The following is a 14681-nucleotide window of genomic DNA, read 5'->3' as shown; positions in this document are numbered from 1 at the left end:
CGGCTCACCCCTTGCCGATCATGCCCTCCGGGAATGCGCCGGCGGCGAACGCCGTCATCAGCAGTTCCTTCGCCAGCTCGGTGAGCCGTTCCACGCCCGCGGCGCCGAGATGCTCGTACGGCGCACGGTCCAGGCGGTCCGTGCGTGCCTCGATGTCCTTGCGCAGGGCCGTGCCGGCGTCGGTCAACTCGCCCTCCGCGTCGAGCAGTCCGCGCTCCCGCAGCCGTGCGACCGCCGCCTCCCAGTCCCCGCGCGACCAGCCGCGCGTGCCGAGCGCCCACTTCGGGGTCATGCCCCTGCCGGTGGCGGTGTGGCTCACCAGGGCCTCGACCGGGTCGAGTTCCGCGTCGAGCAGCGCCGCGAGGTGACCGTCGCCGCGGTGCTCACGCAGCAGGGTGGCCGCGTGGTAGAGCGCGAGGTGCGGCGCGTCGGGGACGGGCAGGTCCGCGTGGGCCGCGTACAGGGGGCGCGCGGACCTGCCGCAGGCCTCGGCCGCCCGCAGCGCGAGGTCCGCCGCCTCGGCCAGCTCCTTGGAGGCGATGACGTCCTCGCCGAGCAGCCGCCGCAGCGTCGCGTCGACGGCACGCGTGCGTGCCGCGAGCACGGTCTCCGGGGAGGCCACCTGCCACACCGCGGGTACGTGCTCCGCGATCAGCTCGTGGCGGAAGTTGTAGAACGTCGCCGTCACCGTGCCCGGGCCCACCGCGCCCATGGCCGCCGCCCGCGTCGCGAAGTACGCGCCGTTGCTGTCCTCGATCCCGATATCGGCCAGTTCCCGGCCCAGGTCGGGTGAGAAGTACAGCGTCGCCGCAATCGAATTGAGGACGTTGTGGCAGCGCCGCCCGGCGCGCTCCGGCAGAGGTGTCGTCATGACCCGCACGTTACCGACTGGTTGGTACGGAGGGAATCCCGGGGGACCCAAGGGCACGGACATGGCAGGAAAGGAGGGGTACTCGTCATTGCGGACACCTCCATGCCCGCCAACAATCGAGGACATGCGAACCGTCCTGGTCGTCCTCTTCGACGACGTGCAGAGCCTCGACGTCACGGGCCCCGTGGAGGTCTTCGCGGGCGCCGAGGCCGGCCGCGCCGGGTCGTACCGCATCCTCACCGCCTCCCTGGACGGCGCCCCGGTGCGCACCTCCAGCGGCCTCACCCTCGTCCCGGACCACGCGCTCGCCGACGCACCCGCCCCGCACACCCTGCTCGTCCCCGGCGGCGCGGGCACCCGGCACCTCGACCCCCGCCTGACCGACTGGCTGCGCGAGCACGGGCCGCGCGCCGAGCGGCTGGTCTCCGTCTGCACCGGAGCCATCCCGCTCGCCGCGGCGGGGCTCCTGGACGGCCGCCGCGCCACCACCCACTGGGCGTACTGCGACAAGCTCGCCCGCGACCACCCGGCGATCGACGTCGACCCGGACCCCATCTACGTACGCGACGGCCAGGTCTCCACCTCGGCGGGCGTCACCTCGGGCATCGACCTGGCCCTCGCCCTCGTAGAGGAGGACCTGGGACGGGACGCCGCACTCATGGTGGCGCGTTACCTGGTCGTCTTCCTGCGGCGTCCGGGCAACCAGGCCCAGTTCAGCGCCCAGCTCGCCGCCCAGACCGCCCAGCGCGAACCCCTGCGCGAAGTCCAGCAGTGGATCACCGAACACCCCGACGCCGACCTGAGCGTCGAGTCCCTCGCCACCCGCGCCCGGCTCTCGCCCCGCCACTTCGCCCGCGCCTTCCAGGCAGAGACCGGCATGACGCCGGGCCGGTACGTCGAACGGGTCCGCCTCGAACACGCCCGGCGCCTGATGGAGGACACCGCCGACGGCATCGAGGAGATCTCCCGAACCTGCGGCTACGGCACCCCTGAGGCGATGCGCCGCGCCTTCGTCAGAACCCTTGGCTCGGCACCGGCCGAGTACCGACGCCGGTTCAGCCCGGCATCCACCCGCTGAGGAGAACCTCATGCAGATCGCCATCGTCCTGTTCGACCGCTTCACCGCCCTGGACGCGGTGGGACCGTACGAAACCCTCGGCCGGCTGCCCGGCGCGGAGGTCGTCTTCGTCGCCGAGCAGACCGGTCCCGTCCGCACCGACACAGGCAAGCTGGCACTCACCGCGGACAAGACCCTGGCCGAGGTGGAGCACCCCGACATCGTCGTGGTCCCCGGCGGCCCGGGCCAGACCCCGCAGATGGAGAACCAGGCCCTCCTGGACTGGCTGCGGGCCGCCGACGCCACGAGCACCTGGACGACATCGGTGTGCACGGGCTCGCTGCTCCTGGCCGCCGCCGGGCTCCTCGAGGGCCGCCGCGCCACCTCGCACTGGCTGGCGCTCGACTTCCTCAAGCAGTTCGGTGCCGAGCCGACGGGGGAGCGGGTCGTGTTCGACGGCAAGTACGTGACCGCGGCCGGTGTCTCGGCCGGCATCGACATGGGGCTCACCCTGCTCGGCCGGATCGCGGGCGACGAACACGCCCAGGCCGTACAGCTGTTGACCGAGTACGACCCCCAGCCGCCCTATGACGCGGGATCCCCCCAGAAGGCGCCCGCGCACCTCGTCGAGGAGTTCCGCGCCAACAGCCGCTTCACCCTGACGTAGACACACTCCACGTGAAGCGCGGCGGCCGGCGCTCCAGGAAGGCGGCGACCCCCTCCGCGGTGTCGCCGCTGCCCCGCGCCCGCTCCGCCCAGTAAGCGTCCCGGTCCGTCCGCCCGTTCGCGAACTCCTTGGCCGCCGCCTGTGTCAGCAGCGAGCGCCCGGCCAGTACGCGCGTGAACTCCCCGACGCGCTTGTCGAGTTCGCCCCCGGGCAGCACCTCGTCGACCAGGCCGGTCCGCAGGGCCCGCTCCGCGTCGATCAACTCGCCCGAGAACAGCAGGTACTTCGCGGTGGCCGGACCCACCAGCGACACCAACCGCCGGGTGGAGGAGGACGGATAGACGATCCCCAGCTTCGCCGGAGTCACCCCGAACAGCGCCCCCTCCTCCGCGAACCGCAGGTCGCAGGCCGCCGCGAGCTGTGACCCGCCGCCCACGCAGTACCCGCGGATCGCCGCGAGCGTCGGCTTCGGGAAGGCCGCGAGCGCCTCCTCGGCGAGCACGGCCAGGCCCTGTGCCTCGTCCGGCGAGCCCCGCAGCGTCGAGATGTCGGCCCCGGCGCAGAACGTGTCGCCCTCACCGGTGAGCACCAGCGCGTGTACATCGGCGTCATCGGTCAACTCGTCGAGCAAGGGCGGTAGCGCCCGCCACATGCCGGCCGTCATGGCATTGCGCTTGGCCGGGTGGTTGATGACGACGGTGGCGACCCCGTCCGTGACGCTGTGCGGCAGCTGCGGCTCCATGTGCCGGATGCTATCCACACGGAGGTGGCCACTCCGCACGGGACGGACAGGGCGAGCCCGGCGTCAAACCCGTACAACCCGAATAGTTTCCGAAGTCGGCACAACCGGTACAGGATCAGTCCCACAAGTGACCGTGTCATGCGCCGACGATCAGAAGCTGTCGATAGTCGCTGACTTCTGTTCAGTACTCCGGTGCGGACGGGCCCAGTACCAACACTCATTGGGTGGTGACAATCGAGCGCAAGGGTGGCGACCGGACGATGGAGAACCTCGGGCGGGGGTCCGACCCGAGCCCTGAAGTCGGCGGGGAGATCCCTCCCGACGGGAGACCGCCGGGCCCGTTGCCGTACGAGGGAGTGTGGCGGTTCACCGCTCCCGCCGTCGACGCCTCGGTACCGCAGGCGCGGCACGCCGTGCGGGACCTGCTGGTCCGCCAAGGAGTGCCCGTCTCGGACGAGCTCGTCCAGGGTCTCCTTCTGATCGTTTCCGAACTCGTCACCAACGCGGTCCGGCACGCGGCGCTCCTCTCACCGGTGCTGGCCGTGGAGGTCGCCGTAGGCGCCGAGTGGGTGCGGGTCTCCGTGGAGGACAACCACCCCTACCGCCCGACCGCCCTTGAAGCGGACCACGGGCAGACCGGTGGCCGGGGCCTGCTGCTCGTGCGGGAGGTCACCAGGGAATCGGGCGGAGTGTGCGACGTCGAGCACACCTCGGGCGGCGGCAAGGTGATCTGGGCCGCCCTGCCGCTCACCACCGGCGTGATCTAGCTCAGCGGACTGTTCTCACCAGTCGGCGGAGGGGCCGGTCAGCTCCCGGACCGCCGGACGGGCCGCGTCCAGGACCGTCATGAACCACGACGAGAAGGTCTCCTTCGCGTGCCGCTCCGCCAGCTCGGCGGCGGTCACGAACGCGGTCGCCTCGACCTCCTCCGGGTCGGGGCGCAGTGGCGACTGCACCATCCCGACGAAGAGGTGGTTGTACTCCTGCTCCACCAGGCCCGAGTCCGGGTCCGGGTGGTTGTATCGGACCGTGCCGGCCTCGGCGAGCAGCGAGGGGGAGACCCCGAGCTCCTCGTACGTCCGCCGGGCCGCCGCCGCGAAGGGCGCCTCGCCGGGGTAGGGGTGGCCGCAGCAGGTGTTGGACCAGACGCCGGGGGAGTGGTACTTGCCGAGGGCGCGCTGCTGGAGCAGCATCCGCCCGCGCTCGTCGAAGAGGAACACCGAGAACGCTCGGTGCAACTGCCCGGGCGCCTGGTGCGCGGCGAGCTTCTCCGCCGTACCGATCGTGTTGCCGTCCTCGTCGACCAGTTCCAGCAAGATCGCTTCAACGGTGCCGTTCGACGAACTGTGCGTCGCGGTGGCAGGTGTGATCGGCATACCCATCCTTCGCATCGGTCTTCGAGCCCCAAGTCTGCCGTACGAAACCGGCACTCCCGGCACTTCGCTGCTCCCCGCATGTCCCGCTCCGGGAGCTCGGACCGGGACGCGCGGGGCGGCGTACGTCACGCACCGAAAGCGCCGGATACCTGTTCGTGCCCGGTGCCACGGACGAGGAACCGTCCGGGACAGGGGCCATCGGGTGTTCGGGCGGCAGGCGAAATCCGGGCCGGATGCCGTACTCCGAAGCGGGCGGACTGCCGTACTGGGCGTACAGCGGCCGGTCCGTCCCCTCCGGGTCCGCGGGGCCGGGTCAGTGACAGAGCTTCGCCTCGTGCTCCGCGTGTCCGCTCGGCTCCAGCTGGAACGTGCAGTGCTCGACGTCGAAGTGGTCGCCGAGGCAGACCTGGAGTTCGTGGAGCATCTTCTCGTGACCGATGGCGTTCAGGACGTCCGAGCTGACGACCACGTGCACGGAGAGGACCGGCATACCGGAGGTGATGGTCCAGGCGTGCAGGTCGTGGATGTCCTCGACGCCGGGCAGCGCCAGTATGTGCGCGCGCACCTCCGCCATGTCGACGCCCTTGGGAGCCGCCTCCAGGAGCACGTTGAGCGTCTCCTGGAGCAGCTTCCAGGTGCGCGGGACGATCATGAGGCTGATGACGATCGAGGCGATCGGGTCGGCGGCCTGCCAGCCCGAGGTCAGGATGACCACCGCGGCGATCAGCACCGCCACCGAACCCAGCGCGTCGGCCACCACTTCCAGGAACGCGCCCCGCACGTTCAGGCTGTCCTTCTGCCCGCGCATCAGCAGCGTGAGCGAGATCATGTTCGCGACCAGGCCGATCAGAGCGAACACAACGGTCAGACCGCCGTGGGTGTCGGCGGGCGTCATGAAGCGCTGGATCGCCTCGTACAGGACGTAGCCGCCGACGCCGAGCAGCAGCAGGCAGTTGGCGAGGGCGGCGAGGATCTCGGCCCGCGCGTACCCGAAGGTGCGGTTCTCGCTGGGCGGGAGGTTGGCGAAGTGGATCGCGAGCAGTGCCATGCCGAGGCCCAGCGCGTCCGTCGCCATATGGGCCGCGTCCGCGATGAGCGCGAGCGAATCGGCGAGGACGCCGCCCACGATCTCGACCACCATGACGGTGAGCGTGATCGACAGCGCGATGCGCAGCCTCCCGCGGTACGCCGCTGCCGCCGTACCCGTGGTGGGAGCACCGTGCGCATGCCCGTGATCGTGCCCAGCCCCCATGGAAGCCGCCTCCTTCGCTCTGCCCGGAATCACAGTGAACTACGGGCGGGGGGTATCGGGCAACGCGGCACTGAACACCGTTGTCATATGCTCTGACCTGCGGAAACGATTCGCAGGTCAGAGCACCCACAAGATCACACGGCTGGTGTCCTGGAGTGGTGCAGCTGCCACCCCTGCCATGCCGACTCGACCATTTCGCGTACCCCGCGCCGCGCGCTCCAGCCCAGCTCCCGCGCGGCAAGCTCGGCCGAGGCGACCGCGCGCGGCGCGTCACCGGGACGGCGCGGCCCGACGACCGCGGGTGTGCTGTCGCCGCTCACCTCCGCGATGACCGTGATGAGTTCGCGGACCGAAACACCCTCCCCGCGACCGATGTTGACCGTCAGGTCGCCCGTCGCCCCTTCGGTGAGCCGCCGGGCCGCCGTCAGATGGGCCTCGGCGAGATCGGCGACATGGATGTAGTCGCGTACGCAGGTGCCGTCCGGTGTCGGATAGTCGGCACCGAAGATCCGGGGGGCCTCGCCGCGGGTGAGGCGGTCGAAGACCATCGGGATGACGTTGAACACGCCGGTGTCCGCCAGCTCGGGTGCGGCCGCGCCCGCCACGTTGAAGTAGCGCAGGCACACCGTCGCGATGCCGTGCGCCCGGCCCGCCGCCCGCACCAGCCACTCCCCGGTGAGCTTCGTCTCGCCGTACGGGCTCATCGGGGCGCAGGGGGTGTCCTCCGTGATGAGGTCCACATCCGGGTTGCCGTAGACGGCCGCCGAGGAGGAGAAGAGGAAGCGCTTGACGCCCGCCTCGGCGACCGCCTCCAGGAGTGTCGCGAGACCGCCCACGTTCTCCTGGTAGTAGTACGCCGGCCGGTCCACGGACTCGCCGACCTGCTTGCGCGCGGCGAGATGCACCACACCCGTCACGTCGTACTCGGCGATGACCTTCCTCACCAGGTCCCCGTCCAGCGACGAGCCCCGCACCAGCGGGACGCTTTCCGGGAGCCGGCCCGGAACGCCCGCCGAGAGGTCGTCGAGGGCGACGACGCGCTCCCCGGCCCCGGCCATTGCCCGCGCCACGTGTGCGCCGATGTATCCGGCCCCGCCTGTGATCAGCCATGTCATGGGCGCCAACCCTATGCCGGTCCGCTGTTCCGGCAGCTCGGCGCCGGTGCGGCCGGGGCGTGAGGGCCCGCCCCTGATGTCGTAATTGGTAAGAAATGGCGGCACGGTTTGTGGCGCGGCCCTTGGATCCCTGATGATGATCGCGGCGGAGGCGGCTAGGCAGATCTGGTTGATCGGGCCGTGAACGGGTGGTGAACGCCCGCTTCCATTCATCCGATAGCCTCTGCCGACATGTCGCCCGGTCCAGGCCGCCGGGTGCCCCATCACCTACAGCCCCGGTGCGGCAGGCCGTGCCGGCCACCCAGGGAGTGAGTTCGCTGTCGACCGCCATCCTCACCGGCCAGCCGGTTCCCGGATCGTCGATCGAGGGCGATCTGCGTTCGCTCGGCTTCGACGTGCGGCTCGCCTCCGACGCGGGTGACACCGGGACACTTCTGGCCGCCGTGCCGGCCGACCAGCGGGTCGCCGTCGTCGACGCCCGCTTCGTGGGACACGTGCACGCGCTGCGCCTCGGCCTCACGGACCCCCGGTTCCCCGTCGCCGCGGTGCCCGGCGCCGTCTCGGTGCAGCCCGCCGCACGCCGTGCGCTGAGCAGGGCGATGGCCCACGAGAGCTCCGCCGCGGGCGGCGTCGCCATAGCCACGGAGAACGTCGCCGACCGCATCGTCACGGCCCTCGACGCGGACGGCGTGGACGTGCACCGCCCCGAGCTCGGCACGCTCGTCGCAGCCGTCCCGGCCGACCCGCAGCAGCGCAACGAGATCCGGCAGGCCGTCTCCGCCGTGGACGACGAGGCCGTACGTCTGCGCAGCGCCGTGAAGGCCCGCGACGGCTTCTTCACCACCCACTTCATCAGCCCGTACTCGCGCTACATAGCCCGCTGGTGCGCCCGCCGAGGCCTCACCCCGAACCAGGTGACGACCGCCTCACTCCTCACCGCCCTGATAGCCGCGGGCTGCGCCGCCACCGGCACCCGCGCCGGCTTCGTCGCCGCCGGCCTGCTGCTCCTCTTCTCCTTCGTCCTGGACTGCGTGGACGGCCAGATCGCCCGCTACTCCCTCCAGTACTCCACGCTCGGCGCCTGGCTCGACGCGACCTTCGACCGAGCCAAGGAGTACGCCTACTACGCGGGCCTCGCCCTCGGAGCGGCCCGCGGCGGCGACGACGTATGGGCACTCGCCCTCGGCGCGATGATCCTGCAGACCTGCCGCCACGTCGTCGACTTCTCCTTCAACGAGGCGAACCACGACGCCACCGCCAACACCAGCCCCACCGCCGCTCTCTCGGACAAGCTCGACAGCGTCGGCTGGACGGTCTGGGTGCGCCGCATGATCGTGCTGCCCATCGGTGAACGCTGGGCGATGATCGCCGTACTCACCGCGCTGACGACACCGCGCATCACCCTGTACGCGCTGCTCATCGGCTGCGCCTTCGCGGCGACGTACACCACGGCGGGCCGCGTACTGCGCTCGCTCACCCGTAAGGCCCAACGCACGGACCGCGCGGCCAAGGCCCTCGCCGACCTCACGGACTCGGGGCCGCTCGCCGAGCTGCTGACCCGCTTCACCCGCGGGGTCGCAAGCCTCGGTCCGGCGTACGTCGCCTTCGTCGCCGGAGCCCTCGTCGTGCTCGGCGCCGCGCTCGCCCCGTACGGCAGCTGGTGGCCCGTTCTGGGCGCCGTGATCTACGTACTGCTGTCGCCCGTGGCCCTTGCGAGGCCGCTCAAGGGCCCCCTGGACTGGCTCGTTCCGCCGATCTACCGCGCGGCCGAATACGGCACCGTTCTCGTCCTCGCAGCTGAAGCGGAGGTGAACGGAGCACTTCCCGCAGCTTTCGGCCTGGTGGCCGCTGTCGCCTACCATCACTACGACACGGTGTACCGCATTCGCGGCAACGCCGGCGCGCCGCCGCACTGGCTGGTGCGGGCGATCGGCGGGCACGAAGGCAGGACGCTGCTGGTCGTCGTGCTGGCCGCGCTGCTCACCGCCGCGCAGTTCAAGGTCGCGCTCACGGTTCTCGCCGTGGCCGTGGCACTGCTGGTGCTCGTCGAGAGCATCCGCTTCTGGGTGTCCTCCGGGGCGCCCGCCGTACACGATGAAGGAGAACCCGCATGATCGGCCTCGTGCTGGCGGCCGGCGCCGGCCGGCGTCTGCGCCCCTACACCGACAGCCTTCCCAAGGCTCTGGTGCCGGTGGGCCCCGCGGGTGCGGAGGACAGCATCACGGTTCTGGACCTGACCCTCGGCAACTTCGCGGAGATCGGTCTGACCGAGGTCGGCATCATCGTCGGCTACCGCAAGGAAGCCGTGTACGAGCGCCAGGCGGCCCTCGAGGAGAAGTACGGCCTCAAGCTCACCCTCATCGACAACGACAAGGCCGAGGAGTGGAACAACGCCTACTCCCTGTGGTGTGGACGTGACGCCCTCAGGGACGGTGTGATCCTCGCCAACGGCGACACCGTGCACCCGGTCTCCGTCGAGAAGACGCTGCTGGCCGCCCGCGGCGACGGCAAGAAGATCATCCTCGCCCTCGACACGGTGAAGAAGCTCGCCGACGAGGAGATGAAGGTCGTCGTGGACCCCGAGAAGGGCGTCCGGAAGATCACCAAGCTCATGGAGCCCGCCGAGGCCACCGGCGAGTACATCGGTGTCACCCTCATCGAGGGCGCGGCCGCCGACGAGCTGGCCGACGCGCTGAAGACGGTGTGGGAGACCGACCCGCAGCAGTTCTACGAGCACGGCTACCAGGAGCTCGTCGACCGCGGCTTCCAGATCGACGTCGCGCCGATCGGCGAGATCCCGTGGGTCGAGATCGACAACCACGAAGACCTTGCCAAGGGACGTGAGATCGCGTGCCAGTACTGACGAGGCTCATCCCCTCGCCGGTCGTCGTCGACATCCGTCCGGGTGCCCTGGACGACCTGGCGGGGGTGCTCTCCGACGAGCGGATCTCGCACTCGGGGAAGCTGGCCGTCGCGGTGAGCGGCGGCTCCGGCGCCAAGCTGCGCGACCGGATCGCCCCGGCACTGCCCGGCGCCACCTGGTACGAGGTCGGCGGCGGCACCCTCGACGACGCGATCGAGCTGGCCGGCGCCATGAAGGCCGGGCACTACGACGCGGTCGTGGGCCTGGGCGGCGGCAAGATCATCGACTGTGCGAAGTTCGCCGCGGCGCGCGTCGGTCTCCCGCTGGTCGCGGTGCCCACGAACCTGGCGCACGACGGCCTGTGCTCGCCGGTCGCGACGCTCGACAACGACGCGGGCCGCGGCTCGTACGGTGTGCCGAACCCCATCGCGGTCGTCATCGACCTCGATGTGATCCGTGAGGCCCCCGCGCGTTTCGTGCGCGCCGGAATCGGCGACGCCGTCTCCAACATCTCCGCGATCGCGGACTGGGAACTGGCGAATCGTGTCAACGGCGAGCGGATCGACGGCCTCGCCGCCGCGATGGCGCGCCAGGCCGGTGAGGCCGTCCTGCGACACCCCGGCGGCATCGGCGACAACGCCTTCCTCCAGGTGCTCGCCGAGGCCCTCGTCCTCAGCGGGGTGGCCATGTCGGTGTCGGGCGACTCACGCCCCTCCTCCGGCGCCTGCCACGAGATCAACCACGCCTTCGACCTCCTCTTCCCCAAGCGCGCGGCGAGCCACGGCGAGCAGTGCGGCCTGGGCGCGGCCTTCGCGATGTACCTGCGCGGGGCGCACGAGGAGTCGGTGTACATGGCCGAGGTGCTCCACCGGCACGGACTGCCGGTGACACCGGAGGAGATCGGCTTCACCGTCGACGAGTTCTGCCAGGTCGTGGAGTTCGCTCCGCAGACCAGGCCCGGCCGCTACACGATCCTCGAACACCTAGACCTGAAAACCCACCAGATCAAGGACATCTACGCCGACTATGCCAAGGCCATCAGTAGCTGAACTCCGCCCCGTCGTTCACCCCGAAGGGGTGAAGGACCGGCGCAGTGGTGAGCACTGGGCGGGACGCCTGTACATGCGAGAGATCTCGCTGCGGGTGGACCCGTTCCTGGTCAACTCCAGGATCACGCCCAACCAGCTCACCTACCTGATGGTCGTCGCAGGCGTCCTGGCCGGTGCGGCACTCCTCATACCTGGCCTGACCGGCGCGCTGCTCGGCGCGATCCTGATCCAGCTCTATCTGCTGCTCGACTGCGTCGACGGCGAGATAGCCCGCTGGCGCAAGCAGACCTCGATCACCGGCGTCTACCTCGACCGCATAGGCCACTACCTGTCCGAGGCGGCCCTCCTCGTGGGCTTCGGTCTGCGGGGCGCGGACCTGTGGGACGGCTCAGAGGGCCCCGAGTGGCTGTGGGCCTTCGTGGGCACCCTGGCCGCGCTCGGCGCGATCCTGATCAAGGCCGAGACCGACCTGGTCGACGTGGCGCGGGCCCGCAGCGGTCTGCCCGCCGTCAAGGACGAGGCGTCCACGCCGCGCTCCTCGGGGCTCGCCCTGGCCCGCCGGGCGGCCGCGGCCCTGAAGTTCCACCGGCTGGTGGGCGGCGTCGAAGCCAGCCTCTTCGTACTCTTCGTCGCGGTCCTCGACCTGATCGGCGGCGACCTCTTCTGGACCCGCCTCGGCATCGCGGTCCTGGCCAGCATCGCGATCCTGCAGACCCTGCTGCACCTCGTGTCCATCCTCGCCTCGAGCAGGCTGAAGTGAGCGCGGCGATGGAGGCGGGTGCGGTGACGAACGCGGGTCCGGGCGCGAAGGTGGGCGCGGTCATCATCACCATGGGCAACCGCCCCGAGGAACTCCGAGCCCTACTGGACTCGGTCGCCAAGCAGGACGGCGACGCGGTCCAGGTGGTCGTGGTCGGCAACGGCTCGCCGGTGCCCGACGTCCCCGAGGGCATACGCACGGTCGAACTGCCCGAGAACCTCGGCATCCCCGGCGGCCGCAACATCGGCATAGAGGCCTTCGGCCCCGGCGGCAGCGACGTGGACGTCCTCCTCTTCCTGGACGACGACGGCCTCCTCGCCCGCCACGACACCGCCGAGCTGTGCCGTGAGGCCTTCACGGCCGACCCGAGGCTCGGCATCATCAGCTTCCGCATCGCCGACCCGGAGACGGGCGAGACCCAGCGCCGCCACGTCCCGCGGCTGCGGGCCTCCGACCCGATGCGCAACTCCCGGGTCACCACCTTCCTCGGCGGCGCCAACGCCGTACGTACGAAGGTCTTCGCCGAGGTCGGAGCCCTCCCGGACGAATTCTTCTACGCACACGAGGAAACCGACCTGGCATGGCGTGCCCTCGACGCGGGCTGGATGATCGACTACCGGTCCGACATGGTGCTGAACCACCCCACGACCGCGCCCTCCCGGCACGCGGTCTACCACCGCATGGTGGCCCGCAACCGCGTCTGGCTCGCGCGCCGCAACCTCCCGGCCCCCCTCGTCCCGGTCTACCTGGGCGTCTGGATGCTCCTGACGCTGGCCCGCCGTCCATCGAGGCCCGCCCTGAGGGCCTGGTTCGGCGGCTTCCGGGAAGGCTGGACCAGTCCATGCGGCCCCAGGCGTCCCATGAAGTGGCGTACGGTGTGGCGGCTGACCCGACTGGGCCGACCTCCTGTCATCTGACAAGCTCATTTCTGAGAGCATTCGTGGCCGTACCCCGGTCCCTGGCTCATGCCTATGCCCGACCAGGCTGTGCGCATCTTGAAGACGAAAGTTTCCACTTGTGAGTGAGACAACGCATGACGGCGGAGTCGCGGTGAGCGAACGACCGTCGCCCGATGACGGGCTCTCCGCGGCCGAGGTGGCCGCCAAGTACGGGCTCGCGGTCAGCGGTGCCCGTCCCGGGCTCGCCGAATACGTGCGTCAGCTGTGGGGCAGACGGCACTTCATCCTCGCCTTCTCGCAGGCGCGACTGACCGCGCAGTACAGCCAGGCCAAGCTCGGCCAGCTGTGGCAGGTCGTGACGCCGCTGCTCAACGCGTTCGTGTACTTCCTGATCTTCGGGTTGATCCTGCAGGCCGACCGCGGCATGTCGATCGACGTGTACATCCCGTTCCTGGTGACGGGTGTCTTCACCTTCACCTTCACCCAGAGCTCGGTGATGTCGGGAGTCCGGGCGATCTCCGGGAACCTCGGGCTTGTCCGGGCGCTGCACTTCCCGCGCGCGGCGCTGCCCATCTCGTTCTCGCTGCAACAGCTCCAGCAGCTGCTGTTCTCGATGATCGTGCTGTTCGCCGTGGCGATCGGCTTCGGCAGCTACCCGAGCCCGTCGTGGCTGCTGATCTTCCCGGTCCTCGCGCTGCAGTTCCTCTTCAACATCGGCCTCGCGCTGATCATGGCGCGGCTGGGTTCCAAGACCCCGGACCTGGCGCAGCTCATGCCGTTCGTGATGCGTACGTGGATGTACGCGTCCGGTGTCATGTACTCCATCCCTGTGATGCTCGCCGACAAGCCGCAGTGGATCGCCGACGTCCTGCAGTGGAACCCGGCCGCGATCTACATGGACCTGATGCGCTTCGCCCTCATCGACTCCTACGGCTCCGAGAACCTGCCCCCGCACGTCTGGGCGGTCGCGGGCGGCTGGGCCGTACTCGTCGCGCTCGGCGGGTTCGTCTACTTCTGGAAGGCGGAAGAGAGGTACGGCCGTGGCTGAGCCGAGCAAGGACTCCCACATCCCCACCGTCATCGCGGACGAGCTGCACATCGTCTACCGCGTGAACGGCGCCAAGACGGGCAAGGGCAGTGCCACCTCCGCCCTCAGCCGCATCCTCAGGCGCGGCGAGGAGCGCGGCGTACGCAAGGTGCACGCCGTCCGGGGCGTCTCCTTCACCGCCTACCGGGGCGAGGCCGTCGGCCTGATCGGCTCGAACGGCTCCGGCAAGTCGACCCTCCTGCGCGCCATCGCCGGGCTGCTGCCCGCGGAGAAGGGCAGGGTCTACACAGACGGCCAGCCCTCCCTGCTCGGCGTCAACGCCGCTCTCATGAACGATCTGACGGGCGAGCGGAACGTCATTCTGGGCGGGCTCGCGATGGGCATGACCCGCGAGCAGATCAAGGAGCGGTACGAGGAGATCGTCGACTTCTCGGGCATCAACGAGAAGGGTGACTTCATCACCCTCCCCATGCGCACCTACTCGTCCGGCATGGCGGCCCGCCTGCGCTTCTCCATCGCGGCCGCCAAGGACCATGACGTCCTGATGATCGACGAGGCCCTCGCCACCGGCGACCGCAAGTTCCAGAAGCGCTCCGAGGAGCGCATCCGCGAGCTGCGCAAGAGCGCCGGCACGGTTTTTCTGGTCAGCCACAACAACAAGTCGATCCGCGACACCTGCGACCGCGTGCTCTGGCTGGAGCGCGGTGAGCTGCGGATGGACGGCCCGACCGAAGAGGTCCTCAAGGAGTACGAGAAGTTCACGGGCAAGTAGCCCGTTTCGCCCAGGGCCCCGCCGGAACTCTTCGGCGGGGCCCTGCGTCTGCAAAGGAAACGCCAACTCCTGGCGGCCTTAGGAATCTTGACGCCAATCGGTGTGTTGTTGTGATGTGCAGGACACCCCGACGGACTGTGCCGCGTTGTACAACGTAAGCTGTACCGGTGCTGATTCGCGGCAAGTAGGGCGATAATGCGCGCACCCGGC

Annotated in this window: 15 protein-coding genes; 10 read left to right on the top strand and 5 right to left on the bottom strand. The window is 70.1% G+C overall.

The window, feature by feature from the left end:
• Positions 1-4 precede the first annotated feature (4 nt).
• Positions 5-871, bottom strand: a complete 867-nt coding sequence (locus OG266_RS06475) for a hypothetical protein (protein WP_371543721.1) — start codon at positions 869-871, stop codon at positions 5-7.
• A 124-nt stretch (positions 872-995) separates the two neighbouring features.
• Between OG266_RS06475 and OG266_RS06470 the strand changes: the two genes are divergently transcribed.
• Both OG266_RS06470 and OG266_RS06465 read left to right on the top strand, forming a co-directional pair.
• The gene (locus OG266_RS06470) at positions 996-1949 is read left to right on the top strand and encodes a GlxA family transcriptional regulator (RefSeq protein WP_371543719.1); all 954 of its coding nucleotides are present in this window, start codon (positions 996-998) and stop codon (positions 1947-1949) included.
• A gap of 10 nt (positions 1950-1959) precedes the next feature.
• Positions 1960-2595, top strand: a complete 636-nt coding sequence (locus tag OG266_RS06465) for a DJ-1/PfpI family protein (RefSeq protein ID WP_371543717.1) — start codon at positions 1960-1962, stop codon at positions 2593-2595.
• On the opposite strand, the gene OG266_RS06460 is transcribed toward OG266_RS06465, so the two are convergent.
• A complete protein-coding gene (locus tag OG266_RS06460) occupies positions 2582-3337 on the bottom strand; it encodes an enoyl-CoA hydratase/isomerase family protein (protein ID WP_371543715.1) in 756 nt (251 codons plus the stop codon). The two genes, OG266_RS06465 and OG266_RS06460, sit on opposite strands and share 14 nt — an antisense overlap.
• Positions 3338-3597: 260 nt before the next feature.
• Here OG266_RS06460 and OG266_RS06455 point away from each other — a divergent pair, with 260 nt between their 5' ends.
• Positions 3598-4104 (top strand): ATP-binding protein, encoded by a 507-nt coding sequence (locus tag OG266_RS06455; RefSeq protein WP_371552669.1) that lies wholly within the window; start codon positions 3598-3600, stop codon positions 4102-4104.
• 15 nt (positions 4105-4119) lie between these two features.
• Here OG266_RS06455 and idi read toward each other — a convergent pair whose 3' ends face one another.
• The 3 genes from idi to galE all read right to left on the bottom strand — a co-directional run bounded on the left by idi (position 4120) and on the right by galE (position 7080).
• The gene (gene idi / locus OG266_RS06450; protein WP_326719358.1) at positions 4120-4713 is read right to left on the bottom strand and encodes an isopentenyl-diphosphate Delta-isomerase; all 594 of its coding nucleotides are present in this window, start codon (positions 4711-4713) and stop codon (positions 4120-4122) included.
• Positions 4714-5026: 313 nt separating this feature from the next.
• Positions 5027-5965 (bottom strand): cation diffusion facilitator family transporter, encoded by a 939-nt coding sequence (locus OG266_RS06445; protein WP_371543713.1) that lies wholly within the window; start codon positions 5963-5965, stop codon positions 5027-5029.
• 134 nt (positions 5966-6099) lie between these two features.
• Entirely contained in the window at positions 6100-7080 is a 981-nt protein-coding gene (gene galE / locus OG266_RS06440) for a UDP-glucose 4-epimerase GalE (protein WP_371543711.1), read from the bottom strand.
• Positions 7081-7397: 317 nt separating this feature from the next.
• On the opposite strand from galE, the gene OG266_RS06435 reads away from it, so the two are divergent.
• The 7 genes from OG266_RS06435 (at position 7398) to OG266_RS06405 (ending at position 14471) form a co-directional block, all read left to right on the top strand.
• Positions 7398-9194 carry a DUF5941 domain-containing protein gene (locus OG266_RS06435; RefSeq protein WP_371552667.1) on the top strand — a complete coding sequence of 599 codons (1797 nt, stop codon included), beginning with the start codon at positions 7398-7400 and terminating at the stop codon, positions 9192-9194.
• Complete coding sequence (locus OG266_RS06430) at positions 9191-9943, top strand: sugar phosphate nucleotidyltransferase (RefSeq protein WP_371543709.1); 753 nt, start codon at positions 9191-9193, stop codon at positions 9941-9943. Before OG266_RS06435 ends, OG266_RS06430 begins: the two co-directional genes overlap by 4 nt.
• On the top strand, positions 9931-10992 hold the full coding sequence (locus OG266_RS06425; RefSeq protein ID WP_266472913.1) for an iron-containing alcohol dehydrogenase family protein: 1062 nt from the start codon (positions 9931-9933) through the stop codon (positions 10990-10992). Before OG266_RS06430 ends, OG266_RS06425 begins: the two co-directional genes overlap by 13 nt.
• On the top strand, positions 10970-11752 hold the full coding sequence (locus OG266_RS06420; RefSeq protein WP_371543707.1) for a CDP-alcohol phosphatidyltransferase family protein: 783 nt from the start codon (positions 10970-10972) through the stop codon (positions 11750-11752). Before OG266_RS06425 ends, OG266_RS06420 begins: the two co-directional genes overlap by 23 nt.
• Before the next feature lie 8 nt (positions 11753-11760).
• A complete protein-coding gene (locus OG266_RS06415) occupies positions 11761-12669 on the top strand; it encodes a glycosyltransferase family 2 protein (RefSeq protein WP_371552665.1) in 909 nt (302 codons plus the stop codon).
• A gap of 100 nt (positions 12670-12769) precedes the next feature.
• Entirely contained in the window at positions 12770-13699 is a 930-nt protein-coding gene (locus OG266_RS06410) for an ABC transporter permease (protein WP_266472911.1), read from the top strand.
• Entirely contained in the window at positions 13692-14471 is a 780-nt protein-coding gene (locus OG266_RS06405; protein ID WP_371543705.1) for an ABC transporter ATP-binding protein, read from the top strand. Before OG266_RS06410 ends, OG266_RS06405 begins: the two co-directional genes overlap by 8 nt.
• Positions 14472-14681 lie beyond the last annotated feature (210 nt).

Origin of the sequence: Streptomyces sp. NBC_00554, from assembly GCF_041431135.1 — a bacterium.
Taxonomy (GTDB): domain Bacteria; phylum Actinomycetota; class Actinomycetes; order Streptomycetales; family Streptomycetaceae; genus Streptomyces.
The sequence above is the reverse complement of the archived record's forward strand: the minus strand, read 5'-3'. Positions and strand labels throughout refer to the sequence as shown.